We start from the raw sequence: 22,812 nt of genomic DNA, 5'->3' as shown, positions 1-22,812 counted from the left end.
GATAGCCCCGGATTTGCGGTAGTGGATGCTCGTCGTCGATGTAATTCGCGCTTGTCATCGCGGCCCCCTGTCGCGAATCTGCGAGCATACCCCCGAGTCGCGTTATCCGGGCGTGTCCGGCTCGACACCGCTGCTGCGATCGCGGTCACGCTTGCGCCGAACGTACAGCTGCTTGCGGACCCGGGCAACGACATCGCTGGACGCGTCAATCACATCGGTGTCGAACCAGCGCAGGACCTTGTCACCGTCCGCGGTGGCCTGGCGCAGCTCGTCCAGGACATCCTCCTCCAGATCGAAGCTTGCGCGGACAGTGCCACGACCGGGTTTGACGAATTCGATCGCGCCCGCCTTGTCCCACACGATGTAGTCGTGGCCCAGCGACTGCATGACCAGCAGCATCCAGAACGGGTCGGTCATCGAAAACAGGCTGCCGCCGAAATGGGTGCGCACATAGTTGCGGTTCCAGGGCCGCATGCGCAGCTCGACCCGTGCATGGCGGTAGTCCGCGTCCAGCCGGCTCACGTGGACGCCACTGAACAGGAAGGGCGGCCAGAGATTGAGGACGTGGCGAAGGAGTCCGGCTTTCATTGGCGGGGCAGCTCAGCGAGGGGTGGCCAGCCTGCCATACGCGCGCGTATATTCAAGCGAACGCCGCGAGCGGTCCGTGTCAGCGCTCCAGCAGCGGCAGCTTTCCGGTTCTGTCGTCCCACTCGGCCGCGTCGGCCGGAGGGTCCTTGCGCGTGGAGATGATCGGCCAGAGCGCGGCCAACTCCGCGTTGAGCGCCACGTAGACCTCCTGTCCACGCGGCACGTCGTCCTCCGGGTAGATCGCGTTGACCGGGCATTCGGGCTCGCACAGCGTGCAGTCGATGCACTCTTCGGGATTGATCACCAGGAAGTTGGGACCTTCATGGAAGCAGTCGACCGGACACACCTCGACGCAATCGGTGTACTTGCACTTGATGCAGCTCTCGGTGACGACGAAGGTCATGACTCGTATTCCCGGATGTCAGCTCACGAAAAAGAAAGCCCGCGCAGCGATGCGCGGGCTTTCGGTAGATGGTGCTCCCTACGAGATTCGAACTCGTGTTTTAGCCGTGAGAGGGCCACGTCCTAGGCCTCTAGACGAAGGGAGCAGATCCACGCCGGACTCTCACCGTTGCGTGGCCGCACAGTATAGGGACGGCCGAACCTTCCGGCAACTGGTATCCTGCGAAATTCCCAAAGCGGCGACGCCCGCCTGATGCCTGAACAAAACCCATCTTCCAAGCCCGAACTGCGGATCATCCCGCGCGACCAGCACAACGTCTCCCGCAAGGACATCAGTCCCAATGCGCTGCGGGTGCTTTACAGGTTGCGCGACGGCGGCTTCTCCGCGTATCTGGTAGGCGGCGCGGTGCGCGACCTCCTGGCCGGACGCCAGCCCAAGGACTTCGACGTGGCCACCAGCGCGACGCCCGAGGAGGTCAAGCAGCTGTTCCGCAACTGCCGCCTGATCGGTCGCCGGTTCCGTCTGGCCCACGTGGTGTTCGGCCGCGAGATCATCGAGGTGGCGACGTTCCGCGCCAACACCGACGATGGCAGCGGCGACCGCGAGCAGCATGAGGGCGGCAGGCTGTTGCGTGACAACGTCTACGGCACCATCGAGGACGATGCGGTCAGGCGCGACTTCACCGCCAACGCGCTGTACTACACGATCGAAGATTTTTCGGTCCGCGACTACACCGGCGGCTTCGAGGATGTGCAGAAGCGCCTGATGCGGCTGATCGGCGATCCGGAAACGCGTTACCGCGAAGATCCGGTGCGCATGCTGCGCGCGGTCCGGCTGGCGGCCAAGCTCGGTTTCGAGATCGAGCCGGCCACGGCGGAACCGATCCCGCGGCTTGCGTCCCTGCTCTCTGAAGCAGCGTCGGCACGCCTGTTCGAGGAATGCCTGAAGCTGTTTCTCTCAGGTCACGCGGTAAAGAGCTTTGAAGGGCTCGAGGCCCGCGGCCTGCTGCCGGCGCTGTTCCCGGATACCGCGGCGGCATTGAAGGCCAACCGCAGCGGCGCGTTGCGCAGCGTGGTGATCGATGGCTTGCGCGGCACCGATGAGCGCGTGGCCAACGACGAACCGGTGTCGCCGGCATTCCTGTTCGCCCTGCTGCTGTGGCCGGCGTATTGCCGCGCGTTGATCGCGCTGCAGGCGCAGGGCGTGCAGCCCATCGATGCGCAGCGACGGGCCGCTGACCGGGTCACGGTGCGCCAGTTGTCCACCGTCGCCCTGCCGCGCCGGTTCTCCATTCCGATGCAGGAAATCTGGCTGCTGCAGTCGCGCTTTTCGCTGCGCCAGACCAAACGCGTGTCGCGGATGCTGGGCCATCCCCGGTTCCGCGCCGCGTTCGATTTCCTCAGCCTGCGCCTTGCCGCGTCCGATGAGCACGCCGAGGACGTCGCGTTCTGGCGCGAGCAGCAGGAGCTGGTGGGGATGGGTCCCGGCCAGCCGAGTCCGCGGCCGCGCGATGATGGGGATGCCGAGGACGACGCACCTGCGCGACCGCGCCGACGAAGCCGCAGGTCCACCGCAGCCGCCGGCGAATGACCGCCAGCGTTGTGTTCGTCGGCTTGGGCAGCAACCTGGGCGACAGCGCGGCGATCATGCGCACGGCCTTCGCGGCCCTGGGTCGCCTGAAGGACACCAGTGTCCTGGCGACCTCCGCGTTGTATCGCACACCCGCGTGGGGCGTGACCGATCAGCCGGACTTCCTCAATGCCGTCGCCATGCTGCGCACGGATCTGGCCCCGCAGGCGCTGCTAGGCGCACTGCTGGAGATCGAACGCGAGGCAGGGCGGGTGCGCCGGGACGATGGCAGCGACCGCTGGGGGCCGCGAACGCTCGATCTTGACCTGTTGCTGTACGGCGATCGCATCATCGACGAGCCCGGCCTGAGGGTGCCGCACCCGCACCTGCACGAGCGTGCCTTCGCCTTGCTGCCCCTGTTGGAAATCGCGCCCGACGCCACCATCCCGGGAATTGGACCGGCGGCCGACGCGCTGAGCGGGTTGGCCTGCGCGGACATCGAAGCGCTACCGTGTACAACCGCCGCACCCCCACGCGGCTGATAGCGAGCACTGAGCCATGTATACCTCCCCGTCATCTCCCGTCGAGCGCAAGCCCTGGACCGTGCCGATGCTGCGCGCGGCCAAGGCGGACGGCCGGAAGATGGCCATGTTGACCTGCTACGACGCGGGATTCGCCCATGCGGTCGAGGCGGCCGGAATCGACCTGATACTGATCGGCGACTCGCTGGGCATGGTGGTGCAGGGCCACGACAGCACCTTGCCGGTCACCGTGGACGACATCGCCTACCACACCGCCTGCGTCGCCCGTGGCCTGCGGACCGCGCTGCTGGTAGCCGACATGCCGTTCCAGTCCGATGCCTCGCCGACCCGCGCACTGGATGCGGCGACACGCTTCCTGCAGGCCGGCGCGGCGATGGTCAAGATCGAGGGCGCCGGACCGAAGCTCGAGGTCATCCGCTATCTGGTCGAGCGCGAGATTCCGGTCTGCGCGCACCTGGGCCTGACCCCGCAGTCCGTGCTGCGCCTGGGCGGCTACCGCGTGCAGGGCCGCGACGAGACGGCCGCCGCCAAGCTGCTTGATGATGCCCGTGCCGTCGCGGAGGCAGGCGCGGAATTGCTGGTGCTGGAGTGCGTGCCAAGCGCGGTGGCCAGCACCATCAGTGCGGCGCTGGACATTCCGACGATCGGCATCGGCGCCGGTCCGCAGTGCGATGGCCAGGTGCTGGTGCTGCACGACATGCTCGGCCTGGCCGGCGGGCAGCGCCGACCGAAGTTCGTCAAGGACTTCCTTGCCGAGGGTGGCTCGGTGGTCGGCGCCATGCAGGCCTATGCCGCCGCGGTGCGTGCCGGTGACTTCCCCGGCCCGGAACACTCCTACGCCTGAGTCATCCATGTCGTCCTGTTTGCGGCCGAGAATCCAATGATCCCGACCATCACCGAGCTTGCGTCATTGCGTGAGCGTGTCCTTGGGTGGAACCAGGCGGGCCTGCGCGTGGGCTTCGTGCCGACGATGGGCAACCTGCATGCCGGCCACCAGTCCCTGGTCCGGCTCGCCCGCGAACACGCCGACCGCGTGGTCGCCAGCGTGTTCGTCAATCCGACCCAGTTCGGACCGGGCGAGGATTACGAGCGCTACCCGCGCACGGTTGACGCCGACCTGTCCGCGCTGGAGGAAGCGGGCGCCGACGCGATGTGGCTGCCCTCCGTGGAGACGATGTATCCGTACGGCATGGGGGGCGTGGTGGAGATCCGCGTGCCCGGCGTGACGGGTGTTCTGGAAGGGGCGCACCGCCCCGGCCACTTCGACGGCGTCACCACGGTCGTGGCCCGGCTGTTCAACCAGGTGCAGGCGGATGTCGCGGTGTTCGGGCGCAAGGATTACCAGCAACTGGCGGTGATCCGTTACATGGTCCGCGAGCTGGCATTCCCCGTCGAACTGATGGCCGCGCCGATCGTCCGCGAAGCCGACGGCCTGGCGATGAGCTCACGCAACCAGTATCTGTCGCCGCCGGACCGCCAGACGGCGACCGCGATCCATCGCGCTTTGCAGGCCGCGCGTGAGGCGGCAGGCGCCGGTACGCCATTGCGCACGGTGGAGCAGGATGCGGCGGCGCGACTCACCGCGGCGGGCTTTGCGGTTGACTACGTCGCCATCCGGCACCGGGACCTGAGCACGGCTGATTCCCATGCTGCCGGTCCGCTGGTGGCCCTGGCCGCGGCGCGGCTGGGAAGCACGCGGCTGATCGACAACATCGAGTTCGAACGCTAGACACACCGTTTTATCGCCGCTCATGCTGCAGTGCGCAATCCCCTGATAAACTCGCAATTCCACACGCCGCTGCCGTCCGGTCGGAGTTTTTGAACCATGCAATTGAACCTGCTCAAGGCCAAGATCCACCGCGCCACCGTCACCCACGCCGAGCTGCATTACGAAGGCTCGTGTGCGATCGACGGCCGGCTGCTCGATATTTCCGGCATCCGCGAATACGAACAGATCCACATCTACAACATCGACAGCGGCCATCGCTTCGTGACCTACGCGATCCGGGCCGAGGAAGGCAGCGGGATCATCTCGGTCAACGGCGCCGCGGCGCACTGCGCCAAGCCCGGCGACCTGGTGATCATTTGCGCGTATGCGCAGTTCGACGAAGCCCAGGCGGCGCAGTTCAAGCCCACCCTGGTGTACGTCGATGCCGACAACGCGATGACCCACACCAACGACTCGATCCCCGCGCAAGCGGCGTGATCCCGCCGGCCTGGTTGCGATATGCGCCGGGTGGTCGGGGCACCGGGAGCGAACGCCGCTGGCACCGGGAGCGAATGCCGTTGGTGCGAATGTCCCCCGGCACCGGTGAAGCCGGTGCCTCCTCCTTTATTTCGCTCCAACGGCATTCGCTCCCGTCGCTGAAGCACGTGAGCGCAAGCCCGACCACGTGAGCGCAAACCCCGCTGTGCGTTGTCCGCCCACCGCGGCCACCCGATAGAGGTAGTTGCAGGCGTTCCGGGCGAAATAAAGGAGGAGGCCTCCGCCGCAGGTGGAGGCCGGGGGACATTCGCCCGGAACGTCTGCAGCTATCACGCTCGCGCACCTCAGTCGCCACGCTCGCTCACCTCAGTCGCCGCGCTCGCTCACCTCAATCGCCACGCTCGCTCACCTCAGTCGCCGCGCTCAAGATGGCGCTGCAATGCCCACGTCACGTGTTCGCGCACAAGGTCGTCATCGATGTCCTGACGTGACTCCAGCGCCGTCAGGACCTCTGCAGTTGTCGGGGCGTTACCGAGTGCGACGGCGATGTTGCGCAGCCAGCGGCGGTAACCGCTGCGGCGGATCGCCGAGCCCTCGGTGCGCTCCAGGAACTCCGCCTCCGTCCACGCAAACAGGTCCGCCAGGCTGGCCTCGTCCAGGTTGTTGCGGGCGCGGAAATCCGGCTCGTCGCTGCGCTTGGCGAACTTGTTCCACGGGCACACCAGCTGGCAGTCGTCGCAGCCGAAGATCCGGTTGCCGATCGGCTCGCGGAACTCCAGCGGGATCGGGCCGTCGTTCTCGATGGTGAGGTAGGAGATGCACCGCCGCGCGTCGAGCCGGTAGGGCGCGGTGATCGCCTGCGTGGGGCACACATCGATGCAGCGCGAGCAGGTGCCGCAGTGGGATGTGGCGGGCTCGTCGACGGGCAGCGGCAGGTCCAGGTAGATCTCGCCGAGGAAGAACCACGAGCCGCCGTCGCGGTCGATCAGGCAGGTGTGCTTGCCGATCCAGCCCAGCCCGGCATTGCGGGCCAGCGCGCGCTCCAGCACCGGCGCGGAATCCACGAAGACGCGGTGGCCAAATGGCCCGACCAGTTCGGCGACGCGGTCGGCGAGGCGCTGCAGGCGCTGGCGCATCAGCTTGTGGTAATCGCGGCCCAGGGCGTAGCGGGCGACGTAGGCGCGCTCCCCATCGCCCAGGGTCTGCCACGCCTCGGTGTCGTCGCGGCGTCCGTAGTCCAGGCCCACCGAGACCACGCGCAAGGTCCCGGGGACCAGCTCGGCCGGGCGCGAGCGCTTCTCGCCGTGGCGGGCCATCCATTCCATCGATCCGTACAGGCCGTTTTCCAGCCAGTCGCGGAGGTGCCCCTCGTCCTCGCCCAGCTCGATGCCGCTGATGCCGCAGCGCTGGAAGCCGAACTCCGCGGCCAGTTCACGGATGCGCAGCGCGAGCACGGCCGGGTCGGCGTCAGCGCGATCGGGCAACAGCGTCACGCTGATGGCATCTGGCGAGGGGCGGGGGGGATGGGTCACGGCACTGCAAGTATAGAATCGCCGCATGTCGCCTGCCGTCCTCCATACCAGCGATGCCTTGCGGGAAATCGAGCAGCGCGCTGCCGTCCGGTTCGGTGATCCGTTCGAACTGATGCGCCGTGCCGGTCGCGCCGCGTGGCAGGCGGTCATGCAGCACTGGCCGCACGCGCAGTCGCTCATGGTCATTTGCGGGCCGGGCAACAACGGCGGCGACGGTTACGTGCTGGCGACGCTGGCGCAGGCATCCGGCCGCCGGGTGCACGTGCTCTGCCTCCCCGGCCATGAGCCGCGGACCGCCGAGTGCCGCCGGGCCAGACAGGAGTACGTCGATGCGGGCGGCGAATGGCTTGCTGGGGAGGGACCACTGCCGGCTGCGGACTTGCTGGTGGATGCGCTGTTCGGCATCGGGCTGACGCGCGAATTGCAGGGTCCGGTCGCGGCGCTGGTCGAGCGGATCAACGCGCTTTCCGCTCCGGTCCTGGCGCTTGATGTGCCCAGCGGCGTGGTCGCAGACACAGGATCGGTGGGATCAGTGGCGGTGGTGGCCGACCTCACCCTGGAGTTCATCGCCGCCAAGGCCGGTTTGCGCACCGCGGCTGCCCGGGATTTCACCGGTCAACTTCAGGTTGCCGAGTTGGGGCTGGAGCAAACCAATCTGCGATCAATGCAGGCCGGCGTGGCCTGGCTGAGGGCGCAGGGCCTGGCGCACTGGCTGGAGCCGCGTCGGCGTGACAGCCACAAGGGTCGCAACGGTCGACTGCTTTGCATCGGCGGGGACCACGGGCATGGCGGCGCCATCATGCTCGCGGCCGAGGCGGCCCTGCGCGCGGGCTCCGGCCTCGTCGATGTCGTCACCCGGGATGCCCACGTCGCGCCGCTGCTGACCCGGCTGCCGGAGGCGATGGTGCACGGCGACAGCGATTACGACAGCGATGGCACGGCGTCGTCAGCGCTGGACGCGCTGATCAGCGATGCCTCCGCCATCGTGATCGGGCCGGGCCTGGGTCAGGGCGCGTGGGGCAGGGAACGGCTGCGCGTGATCTGCGCGTCCGGCCTGCCGGTGGTGCTGGATGCGGACGCCTTGAACCTGATCGCCGCCGGTGTCGTCGCGGCCCCTGCCAATGCCGTACTCACGCCGCATCCGGGCGAGGCGGCGCGGCTCTTGCAGACCGGGATCGATGATGTGCAGCGCGACCGCTTCGCCGCGGCGCGCGCAATCGCTTCGCGCTACCAGAGGGTGGTGGTGCTGAAGGGTGCCGGCACGATCGTCTCCGAACCTTGCGGCAACCTCAGCCTCATCGACGCCGGCAATCCCGGCATGGCCGTCGGCGGCATGGGCGATGTGCTGAGCGGGGTCATTGGTGCGCTACTGGCGCAGGGACTCCCGCTGCGGGACGCCGCGGTATGTGGCGCCCTGCTGCACTCGGTCGCCGCGGACTCGGCGGCTGCAGAGGGCGGCGAGCGCGGGCTGTTGCCGAGCGACCTCATGCGCTGGGTCCGATGCCACGCCAACCCCGGAGCCTCTCGATGAAGGTGTTCACGCTCGCCGACAGCAGCCGCACGGACCGGTTGGGGCAGGCGCTTGCGCGGACCCGGCCGCAGCACGCCGTGGTTCACCTGGAGGGCGACCTGGGCGCGGGCAAATCGACCCTGGCTCGTGCGCTGCTGCGCGAGTTGGGCGTGCGCGGCGCTATCCGCAGCCCGACCTATACGCTGGTCGAGCGCTACCCACTGGCTGGCGGTGGGGAGGCGTGGCACCTGGATCTGTACCGCATTGGCGATACTGCAGAGCTGGAATACCTCGGCCTCGACAGCGCGGACGTGACCCTGTGGCTGGTGGAATGGGCGGATCGGGGCCGTGGCGGTCTGCCACCGGCGGATCTCCTGGTCCAACTGGAGATCGACGGTGACGGCCGCCGCGCCCGGCTTTCCACGCACAGTGATGCCGGGACGGCTTGGCTGCAGCGTCTCGGCCAGGACGACGAAATCACTTCCGACTCCTGAACGTTTTGGCAGGAAGATGCGGCAGGTATCGGATAAATAAGGGAAAAAGCGCTTGCAATACGCGGGTTGCGATGGTTGACTAGCCGGCATGCGAGTCCAATCCCCCAGCCTGCGCCGCGTTCTCCTCAGCTCCACGTTGATCGCCGCGTGCGCGGCCGCGGCGGTGAATGCCAGTGAAATCAAGGGCCTGCAGCTCAATGCGGGCGCCACTGGCACCCGCGCAGAGATCGCGCTGGACGCGCCAGGGGAGTTCAAGGTCATCAGCCTTGCCGGCCCGGATCGCCTGGTGATCGACATGCCGGCGTCTTCCGTCTCACCGACGCTCTCGGTTCCGGCCGGTGCCGGCGTCGTGAAGTCGGTACGCACCGGCAAGCCCGTGCCGGGGACGGCGCGCGTGGTGTTTGACCTCTCGCAGACGATTACGGCGCTCAAGCCGCGCATCGAGCAAAGCGGCAGTGGCCCGGTGCTGGTGGTGGAGTGGCCCGGCGATGGTGCTCCGGCGTCCGTGCCCGCAGCGGCTGTCGCGGCTTCGGTCACTCCGACACAGTCGCCGAGTGCGGACTCGACCGCTGCCGCCGCGCAGATGATGGCGCCGGTCACCACCCCGACGCCTACCCCGACCCCGGTGGACACCGCGGCCTCGGCGGAAGCCACCAGCCGGCTCATCTCCCAGATTGCCGCGGCCAATGCCGCCGCCTCGGCCAGGGAACTCGCGAACCGGCCTTCGCCACAGGCTGCCTCGATGCCCAGCATGGTCGCGGTCGCTCCCGCCCCTGTGCGTGCGACACCGCCGCCCGCGGCGTCTGCGCCGCCTGCTGCGACTGCGCCGGTCAAGACGATCCAGCAGGTCATGCAGGGCCAGGGCATGCGCCCGCTGGTGATCGCAATCGATCCCGGCCATGGCGGCCAGGATCCCGGCGCGATCGGCAAGGGCGGCACGCGCGAGAAGGACGTGGTGCTGGCGATCAGCAAGGAGCTGGCGCGCCAGATCAATGCCACTCCAGGGCTCAAGGCCTACATGACCCGCGAGCACGATGTCTTCATCCCATTGAACAAGCGCGCCGCGCTGGCGCGGGCGGCCAAGGCCGACATGTTCATCTCCATCCACGCCGACGCGGCCGAGAACCGCAGTGCGGACGGCTCCTCGGTCTACGTGCTGTCGTTGCGCGGCGCGTCCTCGCAGCGTGCCCGCTGGCTGGCGGACAAGGAAAACTCGGCCGACCTGATCGGTGGAGCGCGCATGTCGGCCAACACGACGCTGGCCTCCGTGCTGCTCGACCTGACCCAGAGCGGGCACATGAAGGCCTCCGAAGATGCCGCCGGGCAGATCCTTGACGGGCTCAAGCGCGTGGGCAATGTCCACAAGCCGAGCATCGAGCGCGCCAACTTCGCGGTGCTGCGGACCTCGGACATGCCGGCGATGCTGGTCGAGACGGCCTTCATTTCCAACGCGACCGAAGAGATCCGGCTCAAGGATCCCGCGTTCCAGCGCAAGGTCGCCGGCGCGGTCCTGGACGGGGTCAACACCTTCTTCACCCGCCAGCCGCCGCCGGGCACGATGTTTGCTGCCCGCGCCGCGGCACTGGAAACCGCCTCCGCGTCGATCACCGCCGGCGGAAGTCCCTGAGCGAGTGATGTTGCGCCGGATGTCGGCGATCGCCTGACTCGGTCGTACAGCCCGCGTTCGCTATGATGGCCGGTCAGCCTTGCCAGGACCCGCCGCTCCGTGTCGATCCGCCCGCTCCCCGATACCCTGATCAACCAGATTGCCGCAGGCGAGGTCGTCGAGCGACCGGCATCGGTGGTGAAGGAACTGGTCGAGAATGCACTTGATTCGGGCGCCCGCCGGGTCGACATCGATCTGGAGGAGGGCGGGGCGCGCCTGATCCGGGTGCGTGACGACGGCTCCGGCATCGGGCGCGAAGAGCTGCCGCTGGCAGTGTCCCGCCATGCCACGAGCAAGATTGCTTCCCTGGACGATCTTGAGGGCGTGCTTACCCTGGGTTTCCGTGGCGAGGCACTGCCATCGATCGCCTCGGTCAGCCGCTTCGTGATGACCTCGCGGCCAGCCGATGCCGAGCACGGCTCCTCGCTGGAAGTCGGCGGTGGCCAGGTCGGAAGCGTCGCGCCGAAGGCGCATCCGGTCGGGACCACGGTCGAGGTTCGCGATCTGTTCTTCAACGTGCCCGCGCGGCGCAAGTTCCTGCGCGCCGAGCGCACCGAGTTGTCGCATATCGAGGAGTGGCTGCGGCAACTGGCGCTGGCGCGTCCGGACGTCGAGGTGCGGGTGTCGCACAACGGCAAGCCGTCGCGGCGCTGGAAGGGCGACGCCGACATGCTCGACAAAGCCGGTCTGTCCGATCTGCGCCTGCACGAGACCCTGGGCGAGGAGTTCGCCAACAACGCCATCCCCGTCGACCACAGCGGCGCCGGCTTGCGCCTGCACGGCTGGATTGCCGAGCCCTCGTACAACCGCGCTTCGACCGATCAGCAGTACCTGTACTGCAACGGCCGTGCGATCCGCGATCGCAGCGTCGCCCATGCGGTCAAGCAGGCGTATTCGGACGTGCTGTTCCACGGTCGGCAGCCGGCCTACGTGCTCTTTCTCGAGCTGGATCCGCGGCGGGTCGATGTCAACGTGCATCCGGCCAAGCACGAGGTGCGGTTCCGCGACTCGCGGCTCATCCACGACTTCGTCTATCGAACGCTGCAGTCGGTGCTGGCGCGTACGCGTGCGGGCCAGCCAGCCGCGCTGCACGGAGTGCAGAACGCAGAGCACCTGGGCGGACTCGATACCAGCGATGGGGCATCGCAACCGGGGAACCCGTACCCCTGGCACCGCCCGCAGTCGCCGCTGGGGCTGCAGGTCGCCGAGCAGCGCGCGGGGCTGGCGCAACTCTATGGTGCCCCGGCTTCGGCAGAACGATCCGATGGCGCTTCACCTGACGGGCCCGCTACTGCACACGCGCCGCTGCCGGCGAGCAGCGAAGCCACGCTGCCGCCACTGGGCTACGCCATTGCCCAGTTGCACGGCATCTACATCCTTGCCGAGAGCAGCGCCGGCCTGATCGTGGTCGACATGCACGCCGCCCACGAGCGCATCGGCTACGAGAAGCTCAAGCGGGCGCACGACGGCGAAGGCTTGCGGACCCAGCCGCTGCTGGTCCCGGCGACGCTGGCGGTGTCCGAACGCGAGGCGGAAGTCGCCGAGCGCGAAGCGGAGGTGCTCGCGACCCTGGGCTTCGAGGTCACCCGTTCCGGCCCGCAGTCGGTGACGATGCGCTCGGTACCCGCGCTGCTGGCGCACGGCGACGTGGAGGCGCTGCTGCGCGACGTATTGGTCGATCTGCGCGAGCATGGCGGTGCGTCGCCACTGGGGGGCATCCGGGTGTCGGCAGCGCGCGACGAACTGCTTTCCACGATGGCGTGCCATGGTGCAGTGCGCGCGAATCGGCGGCTCACGGTGCCTGAAATGAATGCGTTGCTGCGCGAGATGGAAATCACCGAGCGCTCCGGCCAGTGCAACCACGGCCGACCGACCTGGGCGCATTTCAGCCTGCCCGAGATCGACCGCTGGTTCCTGCGAGGACGTTGAGATGAACTGCGCACCGGGTCGTCGCTCTTCGGTCGCCGCGCTCGCGCTGGCTGCAGGTTTTCTTTTTGCCGTGGCTGCCTGCGATGGCAACCGGCTTTTCAACGCCAAACAGGAGCCCGATGTGGCTGCGCAGGAAATCGATTTTGATGCCGACGAGCAATCCTGGCGCGAGCAGCGCCGCGCCGCGCTCGTGGCGCCGGACGGCTGGACGAGCCTGGTGGGGCTGCACTGGATCACGCCCGGCGCGCACTACGTAGGCAGCAATCCCGGTAACGGCATCCAGCTGTCGATGGGACCGTCGCATCTGGGCATGCTGGACCTGCGCGACGGCAAGGTCCGCTTTGTGCCCGAGACCGGCGGCGACCAGAGCGTGGACGGTGCGCCGCTAAGGGGACCCGTCGTCCTGCGCGGTGACGACGACCCCGCCGGCCCGAGCGTGCTCGGCTTTGATGGCGGCCGCGGACAGGCGACGGTGATCCTGCGCGACAAGCGCCACGCGCTGCGCGTTCGCCACGCGGATGCGCCGACCCGGACGGGTTTCGGCACGCTGGAGTACTGGCCTGCCGACCGTAACTGGGTGATCCAGGGGCGATTCATTCCGCATCCGCCCGGGCAGACGATCGAGATCGCCAACATCCTGGGCTCGTTCGACGCGATGCCGAACCCGGGGCTGGTGGAGTTCGAGCGCGACGGCGAGAGGTACCGGCTGGACGCGATCGATGACGGCAGCGGTGGGCTGTTCCTGGTGTTCGCCGACGCTACCAATGGCCACGGCAGCTACGGCGCGGGCCGCTTCCTCGACGCGCCGATGCCCGATGCCGACGATGGAGTCCTGTTGGACTTCAACCGCGCCTACAGCCCGCCGTGCGCCTTCTCCGACTTTGCGACCTGTCCGTTGCCGCCGCCGCAGAACCGGCTCGACCTGGCCGTCACCGCGGGCGAAAAACTCTACGTGCCGCCGACCTCGTCCCGATAACCCGCCACCTGATGCAAGACAAGACCATGCGCAAGACAAGAGTCCTGATTGCAAGCCTCGTGCTGCTGTGCGGCACCGCACTGGCGGTGGTCGCGCCCGACCGCTGGACGACCAGTGACCACGCCGACACTACGCTAGCTGCGCTCGCACAGGCCGAGAGCCCGCCCCACGTGCCGCCGGTGCCGCTGCTGTGGAAGGTCTCGGACCGGAACAATGCGGTGTACCTGCTTGGCTCGATCCATCTGCTGAAGGAAGACGATTACCCGCTGTCGGCCGATGTGGATGCCGCTTTCGATGACGCCGCCCGGGTCGTATTCGAGGTGTCCCCGGAAGAGCTCGGCAGTCCGGAGGCCAGCGTGCGCTTCAGGCAGGCGGCCAAACTGCCCGAAGGCCGCACGCTGTCGGACCTCATCTCGCCACGGTTGCGGGAGAAGCTGCATCGTCTGCTGGCGCGTCAGGGCGGCTCCCTGGATCAGGTCAACCGTTACAGCCCGTGGTTTGTGAACCTGTCCCTGATGCTTGGGCTGTCGCACTCGCTGGGCTTCAGCCCCGAACTGGGCGTGGATCAGCACCTGATGCAGCGCGCCCTGGAGGCGGACAAACCGACCGCGGGCCTGGAGACGATCGACGACCAGTTGCGCGCCCTGGCCGACTCACCGATGGCCGAACAGATCATCGGGTTGGAGGACTTCCTCGACCGCCCGCAGGAAATGCCGGGCGAACTGGCCGATCTGCATCAAGCGTGGCGCGCCGGCGACGTGCCGGGACTGGAGGCGATCGCGCTCAGCGAGATGATGGTGAGGACACCGCGCACCTACCAGATGGTGAACGTGGACCGCAATCAGGCGTGGCTTCCGCTGCTGAGGGAAATGCTCGACGGAAGCGGCCGGGACAACGTGTTGGTCGTGGTGGGAGCGATGCATCTGCTCGGCGACGACGGTCTTGTGGCCTTGCTGGAGCACGCCGGCTACACGGTGGACCGCATCTGCAGCGCCTGCGGACCTGGGGATCAGGCGTTTCCAGGGCGTCCCGTGCCTGAGAGTGCCGCCGAACCGGTCAGCCTTCCGATCGGACGCTGAGCGCCAGCGGGGGGTCGCCGCTGATCATGTCGATGCAGTCCACCGGGCACGCCGGAACGCACAGCTCGCACCCGGTGCACAGTGACGCCAGCACCGTGTGCATGTGCCTGGCACCGCCGATGATCGCGTCGACGGGGCAGGCCTGGATGCACTTGGTGCAGCCGATGCAGTCCTCCTCGATCACCAGCGCGACCAAGCCGGGATTGTAGGCGCCGCGACTGCGGTCAAAGGGAACCGCGCGGGTCCCCAGTGCCAGCGCCAGCGCCAGCGCGCCGGCATCGCCACCGGGCGGGCAGCGGTCGACGTCAGCCTCTCCGCGCGCCATCGCCTCCGCGTACGGAAGGCAGCCGTCGTAGCCGCACTGGCCGCACTGCGTCTGCGGCAGCAGGCGGTCCAGGCGCCCGGTCAGGCTTTCGGCGTCGTCCGCGGGCTGCATCGCATCACCGTACCGGCATCCCCGCACTCGCGCCGCTGTCGGTACCCAGCAGGGCGAGGGCGCCGGCATCGAAGCCGGCCGACAGGATCATTCCCTCGCTCATGCCGAAGCGCATCTTGCGCGGCGCCAGGTTGGCAATGAACACCACGTTGCGGCCGACCAGCGCCTCCGGGTCGGCGTAGCTGGCGCGGATGCCGGAGAAGATCTGCCGCTGGCCCAGTTCCCCGGCATCCAGCAGGAATCGCAGCAACTTGTCGGAGCCCTCGACAAACCCGCACTCCAGTACCTTGCCGACCCGCAGATCCAATTTTGCGAAATCGTCGATGCCGATGGTCGGGGTCGACGGTTCGGCCGCGCCAGGCTCGGCTGCCGATGGGGTGGCGACGACAGGCGCGGCCGCCGCGGGCCTGGACGTGGCGGGAGCCGGGGTGGGTTGCAGGGATTCCTTGCTGGCTTCGGTCATGGCGTCAATCCGTTTCGGGTCGATTCGGGTGAACAGCGGCGTATAGGGCTGGATCCGGTGCCCGGTGAGCGGCGCGGCGAGATCGTCCCAGTGGACAACCGGTGCGTTGAGGAACGTTTCGGCCTGGGCGGTGACCCGCGGCAGCACCGGCTTGAGCGCGGCGTTGAGCACGCGGAACAGGTTCAGGCCCTGGCTGCAGACGGCCTGAAGTTGGGCGTCGGCGCCTTCCTGTTTGGCGATCACCCACGGCTTGTGGTCATCGATGTAGCGGTTGGCCTCGTCGGCCAAGGCCATCGTAAGGCGCAGCGCCGTGGCCGCCTCGTTGCGCTGGTACGCCGCGGCAATGGGTGCGAGCTGCGCGACGAAGCGGTCGTACATCGTCGGGTCCGGCAGGACATCGGCGAGCATGCCGTCAAAACGCTTGCTGATGAAGCCCGCGCACCGGCTGGCCAGGTTGACGAACTTGCCGACGATATCGGCGTTCACCCGCGCGGTGAAGTCGCCCAGGTTGAGGTCCACGTCGTCCACGCCGCCCGAGGTCTTGGCAGCGAAGTAATAACGCAGCGCCTCCGGATCGAGCTCGGCTTCCAGGTAGGTCCGCGCCATCACGAAGGTGCCGCGCGACTTGGACATCTTCGCGCCATCGACGGTCAGGTAGCCGTTGACGTGCAGCCGGGTCGGGGCGCGGAATCCGGCGCCATGCAGCACCGCCGGCCAGAACAGGCCGTGGAAGTTGACGATGTCCTTGCCGATGAAGTGATGCAGCTCGGCTTCGCTGTCCGGCGCAAGGTAGCTGGCGAAATCCAGCCCCTCGCGTTCGCACAAGGCCTGAAAGCTGGCCAGGTAGCCGATCGGCGCGTCCAGCCAGACGTAGAAGTACTTGCCCGGATGGCCGGGGATCTGGAACCCGAAATACGGCGCATCGCGGGAAATGTCCCACGCGCGCAGTCCGCCCTCGGCGTCCAGCCATTCCTTCAATTTGGCCTTGACGCCGGGGTTGGCGACATCACCGGTCAGCCACTGGCGCAGGAAATCGGTGAAATCACCGACCTCGAAAAAGAAGTGTTCGGACTCGCGCAGCTCCGGCTCCGCGCCGCTCACCACCGAGCGCGGCTCCTTCAGCTCGGTTGGCGAATACGTCGCGCCGCAGCTCTCGCAGTTGTCGCCGTACTGGTCGGGCGTGCCGCAGTTGGGGCAGATGCCCTTGACGAAGCGGTCGGGCAGGAACATCCCCCGGACCGGGTCGTACAGCTGGGCGACCGAGCGGCGCTGGATATGGCCGTTGGCATCGAGCGTGTTGTAGATCGCCTCGGTCAGCGCCTGGTTGCGCGGCGAGTGGGTCGAGTCGTAGTGGTCAAAGGCGACACCGAAGTCGGCGAAGTCCCGCTCATGGCTGGCCTGGATGCCGGCGATATAGGCCTCGGGCGTGGTCCCGGCCTTCTCGGCGGCCAACATGATCGGCGTCCCATGGGTGTCGTCGGCGCAGACAAAATAGGCCGTGTTTCCGGCCAGGCGCTGGGCGCGGGAAAACACATCGCCCTGGATGTAGCCAACCAGATGGCCCAGGTGGAGGGGGCCGTTGGCATAGGGAAGGGCGCAGGTGACGACAAGCTCGCGGGACATGGATATGGCTGTGGCAAAGGAGCCGGTGAGTATCGCATGCGTCGCCGCATCGATGACCCGGCCGTGCCGGTCCGGCATAAACGACGACGGCCCGCGTCAGCGGGCCGTCGGATGGCGCGTTCGGGCCTTGCAGCCCGTGCAGGCGTCTAGCGGCGCTGCCAGGTCTGGGTCTTGCCCAGCAGCGAGAAGCCCATGAAGCCGCGGACCTCCAGCTTCTGACCGTTGTCGGCCAGGCTCATCTTCACCGAGTAGATCTTGCCGGTGGCGGGATCCAGGATCTTTCCGCCCTTCCACTCATTGCCGGTCCGGGCAACGTCCCACAGCATGACCATGCCTTCGATCGGTTGGTCCTTGCGATCGCCCTCGCAGTTGCTGCACACGGGGTTTGGACCCTTGTCGGATTGCAGCACTTCCAGCACCTTGCCGGAGAGGCTGCCGTCCTGCGCTTCGTAGATCTCCACGACCGACTTGGGCTGGTTGGTTTTGTCGTCGATCGTGGTCCAGGTGCCGACCGGCGTCTGTTGGGCAAACGCGGCCAATGGCGCGGCCATCAGCGCCACCGCAAGTACCAGCAAGATGGAGATTTTCCTGTGCATATTTCCCTCCGGAAGACAGTGTGGGTGCCAGGGCGCGAGGCGCTGGGACTGGTTCGTTATACCGTATCCGTGGACATTGCGGCGATTGCTGCGGCGGCGGATGGGAGCTGCCGGTCAGCTTCAGCTAAAATCCGGATTCGCCGTCGTCCAGACGGATTCTGCCTTAGGGGGCGTTATGGGGAAGTTCTACTTTTCGGTACTGGGGCTGGGATTGGCCGCGGTTGGCGGGTTGGCCTCTGCGGCAATTCCGATTGAGGATTTTGTCCGTCATCCCACTTACAGCGAGGTGAAGATCTCGCCTGACGGCGAGTATCTGGCGATCACCGTGGATCGCGGTGAGCAGAACGTTCTGACCGTACTTCGTACCGAAGACCTGTCCGTCGTCAAGGTCAACCAGCTGCCCGACTCCAAGAGTGTTGGCAGCTTCTATTGGACCAGTCCCGACCGGTTGATGTTCAACTCGATCCGCAAGTACGGCAGCTACGCGCAACCGTTCTCGACCGGCGAATGGTATGGCGTAAATGCGGACGGCAGCCAGGCACGTCCGTTGGTGTTTTTTGGTACCCGCGCCGTCACGGAGCGCGGCAAGGATACGGGCAGCAAGCATTTCAGCATGCTCGACGCCCTGAAAGACGACGACACGAACGTGCTGATGGAGGCCAGCTACGCCCGGACCCAGGAAGGTACGGGAACGGAGGTTGTGCTTTTCGACACTATTTCCGGTCGCCACAAGGTAGTGGCACGCGCACCACGCGAGAACTGCGGAATTGCGTTGGATGCAGAGAACGAAGCGCGCTTCGCGGTTTGCTCGGACTCGGAAAACGAGGCAGGGGAATTCGACACCCATTACGAGCTTTATCGTCGCAACGACGATGGTTCCTGGGTGCTGCTGAACAGATCGCAATCCTCTGGCAAGGCGCTGGTCGTGCAGGGCACCGCAGCCGATGGGCGGGTATATGCGTTCCAGAGCGAGCAAGGTGGGACACGCGCGTTCGGTACTCTCGATCCGGAAACTGGCGACTTCCAGCCACTTTTCCATGACCCGGTTTCCGACCCATCCAGCCTGATCATGGCTGCGGATGGACGCACGGTCATTGGAGTTGTGACCGAAGCCGGTGCGCCGAAGGTAGACCTACTTGAACCATCGCATCCCGATGCCATCGTGTATCAGTCGCTCTCGACAGCTTTCCCCGGCCAGTTCGTGGACTTTCGCAGCGCTACGAGCGACGGAAGCAAGATCGTCGTATCCGTGTCCAGCGACCGCAACCCGGGTGAGCTCTATCTTTTCGATCGCGACAGTGGCCAGGCAAGATTCCTTATCCAGGGCCGCCAATGGCTGGACGTCGAGCAGATGGCAAGCGTCAAGCCGTTCTCGCTGACGACCCGTGACGGCCAGAAGATCCACGGCTACCTGACGATTCCCAAAGGCTCCGACGGTCGCAACCTCCCGATGATAGTGAATCCGCATGGCGGGCCGATGGGTCCACGGGATCGCTGGGGCTTCAACTGGGAAACACAGTTGCTGGCCAGCCGTGGCTACATGGTCATGCAGGTCAACTTCCGGGGTTCGGGAGGGTTCGGCAAGGCGTTCGAGGACCAGGCCTTCGGACAGTGGTCGGACGGAATCATGAACGACATCGTCGACGCCACGAAGTGGGTAATCGCGGAGGGGCATGCCGATCCGGACCGTGTGTGCATTTATGGCGGCAGCTTTGGTGGCTACGCGGCATTGATGGCGCCGGCACGCGAGCCGGGGCTTTTCAACTGCGCATTCGGTTACGTTGGCGTTTACGACGCGCAGATACAGCTGGCCCGCAGCGACACCAGCAAAAGCAACGTCGGCAAGCGCTACCTTGCGCGTGCTTTCGGCAGCACTCGCGCCGAACAGGATGCGATGTCCCCGGTGAACCATGCCGCCAGAATCACGTTGCCGGTCTATCTGGCAGCGGGTGCCCGCGACCCACGTTGCCCGCCGGAAAATACCGAGGCCATGTACAAGGCATTGACTGCGGTCGGCAACAAGCCAGAGGGCATGATCATCCAGTCCGGGGAAATGCACGGGTTCTACAAGGAAGAGAACAACCTCAAGCTGTACACGGAAATGCTGGATTTCTTCGATCGGCACATTGGGCCGCAATAAAGTTCCCGTCCTGTCGTGTGCCCTTTCTCGAAGCGCAGGTAAAAAGAAGCCCGGCATTCGCCGGGCTTCTTCCTTTGGGCAATGGCCCGGGTCAGAACTTGTAGGCCACGCTTACGAACACGCGACGGCCCAGCGGATCAGCGCCGATGTAGTTGTTGAAGAACGGATAGCCGGTCTGGCTTGCGTCATAGCGGTACTGGTTGTCGAAGACGTTGACCACGGTGGCCGAGGCCTCCAGGTTCGGCGCCAGCTTCTTTGCAACCTGCAGGTTGTAGAGCATGTAAGGACGCAGGCGCGGGCCATAGGACTCGCCGGCCTTGTTGGTTCCAGCGTCCTCCACCCAATTGCCGTTGGAGCCGAAGCGAGTGCCAAAAACGGTCGTGGTCCAATCGTCCTTGCGCCAGCTCAGGCTTCCGCGAACACGACTGCGCTGGTTCTGGTTGCCCAGGTCATCGCGGTAGTCGATCAGCGGATCCTCGCGGAACTGCTTGTAGCGGTCCGTCAATACCAACGTGTAGGCCATATCGAGAGTGAATGCTCCGATCTGGTCGGTATCCCAGCGATACCGGTACGTCGCGTCGATACCGCTGGTCTCGGTCAGCGCAGCGTTGATGTAGGCCGAGTTGATCCGCTGGATCCGGCCGTCGAGCGCGGTGTCCGGGGCATTCAAGCGCGTGATGAGGCTTTCCACGTTCTGGCAATAAGCCGAGCCGGGCGGATTGGGCGATGGCGATCCGTCTGGCTGCACGCCCAAGCGGCAGTTCGCCTCATCGCGCAGCAGCTTCGACGCGCTGAGCTGGAGAGCCTGGTTATCCAGGCGGATCTTGTAATAGTCGACCGACAGCGACATGCCGTCTGTCATGTCCCAGACAAAACCGCCGCCCCAGGAAGTACCTTCCTCCTCTTCCAGCAGCGGATTGCCGGCGATAACGGTCTGGGTCTGGTAAATGGTCGGATCACCCGACGCGTTGCACTCGGCGCGGGTACGCGGACCGGCTGCCTCGCCGGCACCGGTGCCGGAGCGGCACTGGTATTCGTCGAGAATAGTGGAGTACGACGCCGCCCCTTCGGCGAACACCAACTGCATGTCCGGCGCGCGGAAGCTGGTTGAGTAGGAGCCGCGCAGCAGGAGGCTGCTGAACGGCCGCCATTCCAAACCGCCCATGTACGTCACGGCATCGTCGACAGCAGTGATGTCGTCATATTTGTCATAACGCGCAGCCAGATTCATGGTCAGGCTGTCGAGGATGGGCACGCGCAACTCTGCGCCGATGGCGTAACGGTCGCGTTTACCGTCGGTACGTCCTGAACTGGTCAGGTTGTAGATCGTCTGGTCATCCAGTGGACGCAGCTGGTCGGTGCGGGGATCGCTCTGCAGGTCAAGCGTCTGGCGGGCCGCTTCAAGCACGCCGGCAAAACCGACTGTGCCAGCGGGGAGCTCGAAAAGATCACCGTTGATGTTGAAGTTGACGGTGGATGAACTCGTCTTGCTCTTGTTGACCACCCGCGTGGCGACCGCACGGTACTGGTCCGGCGTGAACGGCGTGGACCACCGGTCAAGATCGAGCTCGTACACCGGATAGCCGTAGGCGTATCCGAGCTGCGGTCCAAGGAAGTAGTCGTGCACGGACTTCGCAAGCAGCCGCGGGCGATCAGCCTCGTACTCGTACGCGGAGTGGCTGACCGTTGCCTCCCAGTCGAAGGTCTCGCCGAGCGTGCCCATGAAGCCGGCGCTGACATCGAAGTACGTCTCGTCATACAACGTCGTCGCCGCCTCGTTGCCGCCCAGTTCGAACGGGTTGAACACGCGCTGGAGTTGCACCAGCTCGTCGAACTGCGGGTCGTAATAGTACGTGCTGGCTGCGCCGCTGGCGTTGGAAGTGAAGCGGTCTCCGCTGGTACCCCAGAACTCGGTGCCGGAACTGGACTTGGCATCGCTCTTGTAGAACGTGGCGCTGCCGAAAGCCTGCAGCGAGTCATTGATGTCGAAGGTGCCTGACCCGTACGCCGAGTAATAGCGGTACTTGTTGCTGATCGACCTGGAGGACGGTTGCGTGAACGAACCGCAGTATTTGCCACGCAGGGGGGTCGTCTTGGTCGTATAGCCAAATGCGTCGCAGGTGGCTTCGCCCGGGTAGAAAAGGTTGTGGCCGGCGGGAGCGTTCCATCCTGTCCCGTTGATCATCACCAGCGAGAGCGAGGGGTTGGCAAACTCTGCGCCGTCTGGCCCTTTGCGGCTGTCGGCGAGGAAGTCGCGCTGGTTGGCGAACACGGGCTCGTTCTCTCCGTACTGGAGAGCGTACACAGCGGTCCACCGATCACCACTGCGGCCGCCGGACAATTCCAGGTCGACGCTGTCGCCGCCACCGTTGGTGGTGGTTCCGGCGGTGACCTTGGCCGTGTTGCCCTCAAAATTCTTGCGGGTGACGATGTTGACCACCCCCGCAACCGCGTCGGAGCCGTAGATCGCCGAGGCGCCGCCCGTGAGGATCTCGACACGCTCGATGATCGAGGACGGGATCGCGCGCACGTTCACAACGTTGTTGTCGCGGTTGTACGGCTGCGGGTACTGCGCCGGACGTCGGCCATCAATCAGGGTCAGGGTGTAGCCAGGCCCGAGATTGCGCAGGTTGATCACCTGGGCGTTGGGAGTGAATCCGCTCACGGCAAGGTCGCCGGTGAAGGAGCTGGTGGTGTTCTGCGTGATCGTCTGCAGCATGTCGCCGACGGTCTGGAAGCCCTCGCGCTCGATGTCAGCGCGAGTGATGACGGTAACCGGCGCAGGACCTTCGATCTCGGCCCGCTTGATGCGGGAGCCTGTGACGACAACGGTGTCGATATCAGTCGCTCTGCGCTGTGTTTCGGCGGGCGTCGGCTCGTCGTTTGTCGTGGTGTCCTGCGCGAATGCTGCACCCGCCATTGGCAGCAGCATGGCCGCAAACAGCGCGACGCTGAGCTGGCTGCGCGTCGTGTTGATACTTCTATGCGACATGAAAATCCCCTGAAGAGTTGTTGAGTCAACAGTCTTGGTCATCCCCGACCACGCAGCCATCACGAAGG

At 66.2% G+C, this 22,812-nt stretch carries 19 protein-coding genes and 1 tRNA gene; 12 read left to right on the top strand and 8 right to left on the bottom strand.

Annotated elements, in window-relative coordinates:
• Positions 1–102: 102 nt before the first annotated feature.
• The 3 genes from INQ43_RS08255 to INQ43_RS08245 all read right to left on the bottom strand — a co-directional run bounded on the left by INQ43_RS08255 (position 103) and on the right by INQ43_RS08245 (position 1,136).
• A complete protein-coding gene (locus INQ43_RS08255) occupies positions 103–588 on the bottom strand; it encodes a DUF4442 domain-containing protein (RefSeq protein ID WP_194036132.1) in 486 nt (161 codons plus the stop codon).
• A gap of 79 nt (positions 589–667) precedes the next feature.
• Positions 668–991, bottom strand: coding sequence for a ferredoxin FdxA (gene fdxA / locus INQ43_RS08250; RefSeq protein WP_043957349.1), 324 nt, complete (start codon positions 989–991; stop codon positions 668–670).
• A 69-nt stretch (positions 992–1,060) separates the two neighbouring features.
• Positions 1,061–1,136: transfer RNA gene (locus tag INQ43_RS08245), tRNA-Glu, on the bottom strand.
• A gap of 107 nt (positions 1,137–1,243) precedes the next feature.
• On the opposite strand from INQ43_RS08245, the gene pcnB reads away from it, so the two are divergent.
• From pcnB to panD, 5 genes are all read left to right on the top strand, one after another.
• Positions 1,244–2,581: a polynucleotide adenylyltransferase PcnB gene (pcnB, locus tag INQ43_RS08240; protein WP_194036131.1), complete on the top strand. Its 1,338-nt coding sequence runs from the start codon at positions 1,244–1,246 to the stop codon at positions 2,579–2,581.
• Positions 2,578–3,102: a 2-amino-4-hydroxy-6-hydroxymethyldihydropteridine diphosphokinase gene (gene folK, locus INQ43_RS08235; RefSeq protein WP_194036130.1), complete on the top strand. Its 525-nt coding sequence runs from the start codon at positions 2,578–2,580 to the stop codon at positions 3,100–3,102. Before pcnB ends, folK begins: the two co-directional genes overlap by 4 nt.
• Before the next feature lie 16 nt (positions 3,103–3,118).
• A complete protein-coding gene (gene panB / locus INQ43_RS08230; RefSeq protein WP_194036129.1) occupies positions 3,119–3,946 on the top strand; it encodes a 3-methyl-2-oxobutanoate hydroxymethyltransferase in 828 nt (275 codons plus the stop codon).
• A 36-nt stretch (positions 3,947–3,982) separates the two neighbouring features.
• Positions 3,983–4,831 (top strand): pantoate--beta-alanine ligase, encoded by an 849-nt coding sequence (panC, locus tag INQ43_RS08225; RefSeq protein WP_194036128.1) that lies wholly within the window; start codon positions 3,983–3,985, stop codon positions 4,829–4,831.
• A gap of 96 nt (positions 4,832–4,927) precedes the next feature.
• Positions 4,928–5,308, top strand: coding sequence for an aspartate 1-decarboxylase (panD, locus tag INQ43_RS08220; RefSeq protein ID WP_193983689.1), 381 nt, complete (start codon positions 4,928–4,930; stop codon positions 5,306–5,308).
• 410 nt (positions 5,309–5,718) lie between these two features.
• Here the strand turns inward: panD and queG are convergent, their stop codons facing one another.
• On the bottom strand, positions 5,719–6,792 hold the full coding sequence (gene queG, locus INQ43_RS08215; protein WP_228062682.1) for a tRNA epoxyqueuosine(34) reductase QueG: 1,074 nt from the start codon (positions 6,790–6,792) through the stop codon (positions 5,719–5,721).
• A gap of 73 nt (positions 6,793–6,865) precedes the next feature.
• Here queG and INQ43_RS08210 point away from each other — a divergent pair, with 73 nt between their 5' ends.
• From INQ43_RS08210 to INQ43_RS08185, 6 genes are all read left to right on the top strand, one after another.
• On the top strand, positions 6,866–8,371 hold the full coding sequence (locus INQ43_RS08210) for an NAD(P)H-hydrate dehydratase (RefSeq protein WP_194036126.1): 1,506 nt from the start codon (positions 6,866–6,868) through the stop codon (positions 8,369–8,371).
• Positions 8,368–8,844: a tRNA (adenosine(37)-N6)-threonylcarbamoyltransferase complex ATPase subunit type 1 TsaE gene (gene tsaE, locus INQ43_RS08205; RefSeq protein WP_194036125.1), complete on the top strand. Its 477-nt coding sequence runs from the start codon at positions 8,368–8,370 to the stop codon at positions 8,842–8,844. The genes INQ43_RS08210 and tsaE overlap by 4 nt, the downstream gene beginning before the upstream one ends.
• A gap of 88 nt (positions 8,845–8,932) precedes the next feature.
• On the top strand, positions 8,933–10,471 hold the full coding sequence (locus INQ43_RS08200) for an N-acetylmuramoyl-L-alanine amidase (RefSeq protein WP_194036124.1): 1,539 nt from the start codon (positions 8,933–8,935) through the stop codon (positions 10,469–10,471).
• Between the two features lie 99 nt (positions 10,472–10,570).
• A complete protein-coding gene (gene mutL, locus INQ43_RS08195; RefSeq protein WP_194036123.1) occupies positions 10,571–12,439 on the top strand; it encodes a DNA mismatch repair endonuclease MutL in 1,869 nt (622 codons plus the stop codon).
• Position 12,440: 1 nt separating this feature from the next.
• Positions 12,441–13,415 (top strand): DUF1684 domain-containing protein, encoded by a 975-nt coding sequence (locus INQ43_RS08190; protein ID WP_194036122.1) that lies wholly within the window; start codon positions 12,441–12,443, stop codon positions 13,413–13,415.
• 26 nt (positions 13,416–13,441) lie between these two features.
• Entirely contained in the window at positions 13,442–14,494 is a 1,053-nt protein-coding gene (locus tag INQ43_RS08185) for a TraB/GumN family protein (protein ID WP_194036121.1), read from the top strand.
• Here INQ43_RS08185 and rnfB read toward each other — a convergent pair.
• The 3 genes from rnfB to INQ43_RS08170 form a co-directional block, all read right to left on the bottom strand.
• Positions 14,472–14,930: an Rnf electron transport complex subunit RnfB gene (gene rnfB / locus INQ43_RS08180; protein WP_228062452.1), complete on the bottom strand. Its 459-nt coding sequence runs from the start codon at positions 14,928–14,930 to the stop codon at positions 14,472–14,474. The two genes, INQ43_RS08185 and rnfB, sit on opposite strands and share 23 nt — an antisense overlap.
• 4 nt (positions 14,931–14,934) lie before the next feature.
• Entirely contained in the window at positions 14,935–17,016 is a 2,082-nt protein-coding gene (metG, locus tag INQ43_RS08175) for a methionine--tRNA ligase (RefSeq protein ID WP_194036119.1), read from the bottom strand.
• A 146-nt stretch (positions 17,017–17,162) separates the two neighbouring features.
• Positions 17,163–17,612: a DUF2147 domain-containing protein gene (locus INQ43_RS08170; RefSeq protein WP_194036118.1), complete on the bottom strand. Its 450-nt coding sequence runs from the start codon at positions 17,610–17,612 to the stop codon at positions 17,163–17,165.
• Positions 17,613–17,787: 175 nt separating this feature from the next.
• On the opposite strand from INQ43_RS08170, the gene INQ43_RS08165 reads away from it, so the two are divergent.
• Positions 17,788–19,752 carry a S9 family peptidase gene (locus INQ43_RS08165; protein ID WP_228062451.1) on the top strand — a complete coding sequence of 655 codons (1,965 nt, stop codon included), beginning with the start codon at positions 17,788–17,790 and terminating at the stop codon, positions 19,750–19,752.
• A gap of 91 nt (positions 19,753–19,843) precedes the next feature.
• On the opposite strand, the gene INQ43_RS08160 is transcribed toward INQ43_RS08165, so the two are convergent.
• Positions 19,844–22,744, bottom strand: coding sequence for a TonB-dependent receptor (locus INQ43_RS08160; RefSeq protein WP_194036117.1), 2,901 nt, complete (start codon positions 22,742–22,744; stop codon positions 19,844–19,846).
• Between the last annotated feature and the right edge of the window lie 68 nt (positions 22,745–22,812).

Origin of the sequence: Lysobacter sp. H23M47, from assembly GCF_015209765.1 — a bacterium.
GTDB lineage: Bacteria > Pseudomonadota > Gammaproteobacteria > Xanthomonadales > Xanthomonadaceae > Novilysobacter > Novilysobacter avium.
This window is presented reverse-complemented; position numbering and strand designations above follow the sequence as displayed.

Bases quoted from the DNA above. Each gene is read 5' to 3' on its own strand.
- INQ43_RS08160 (WP_194036117.1), bottom strand. From the start codon at position 22,744: ATGTCGCATAGAAGTATCAACACGACGCGCAGCCAGCTCAGCGTCGCG.
- fdxA (WP_043957349.1), bottom strand. From the start codon at position 991: ATGACCTTCGTCGTCACCGAGAGCTGCATCAAGTGCAAGTACACCGAT.
- INQ43_RS08185 (WP_194036121.1), top strand. From the start codon at position 13,442: ATGCGCAAGACAAGAGTCCTGATTGCAAGCCTCGTGCTGCTGTGCGGC.
- tsaE (WP_194036125.1), top strand. From the start codon at position 8,368: ATGAAGGTGTTCACGCTCGCCGACAGCAGCCGCACGGACCGGTTGGGG.
- folK (WP_194036130.1), top strand. From the start codon at position 2,578: ATGACCGCCAGCGTTGTGTTCGTCGGCTTGGGCAGCAACCTGGGCGAC.
- INQ43_RS08210 (WP_194036126.1), top strand. From the start codon at position 6,866: ATGTCGCCTGCCGTCCTCCATACCAGCGATGCCTTGCGGGAAATCGAG.
- INQ43_RS08170 (WP_194036118.1), bottom strand. From the start codon at position 17,612: ATGCACAGGAAAATCTCCATCTTGCTGGTACTTGCGGTGGCGCTGATG.
- INQ43_RS08165 (WP_228062451.1), top strand. From the start codon at position 17,788: ATGGGGAAGTTCTACTTTTCGGTACTGGGGCTGGGATTGGCCGCGGTT.
- panB (WP_194036129.1), top strand. From the start codon at position 3,119: ATGTATACCTCCCCGTCATCTCCCGTCGAGCGCAAGCCCTGGACCGTG.
- metG (WP_194036119.1), bottom strand. From the start codon at position 17,016: ATGTCCCGCGAGCTTGTCGTCACCTGCGCCCTTCCCTATGCCAACGGC.
- pcnB (WP_194036131.1), top strand. From the start codon at position 1,244: ATGCCTGAACAAAACCCATCTTCCAAGCCCGAACTGCGGATCATCCCG.
- panD (WP_193983689.1), top strand. From the start codon at position 4,928: ATGCAATTGAACCTGCTCAAGGCCAAGATCCACCGCGCCACCGTCACC.
- INQ43_RS08190 (WP_194036122.1), top strand. From the start codon at position 12,441: ATGAACTGCGCACCGGGTCGTCGCTCTTCGGTCGCCGCGCTCGCGCTG.
- rnfB (WP_228062452.1), bottom strand. From the start codon at position 14,930: ATGCAGCCCGCGGACGACGCCGAAAGCCTGACCGGGCGCCTGGACCGC.
- panC (WP_194036128.1), top strand. From the start codon at position 3,983: ATGATCCCGACCATCACCGAGCTTGCGTCATTGCGTGAGCGTGTCCTT.
- INQ43_RS08200 (WP_194036124.1), top strand. From the start codon at position 8,933: ATGCGAGTCCAATCCCCCAGCCTGCGCCGCGTTCTCCTCAGCTCCACG.
- INQ43_RS08255 (WP_194036132.1), bottom strand. From the start codon at position 588: ATGAAAGCCGGACTCCTTCGCCACGTCCTCAATCTCTGGCCGCCCTTC.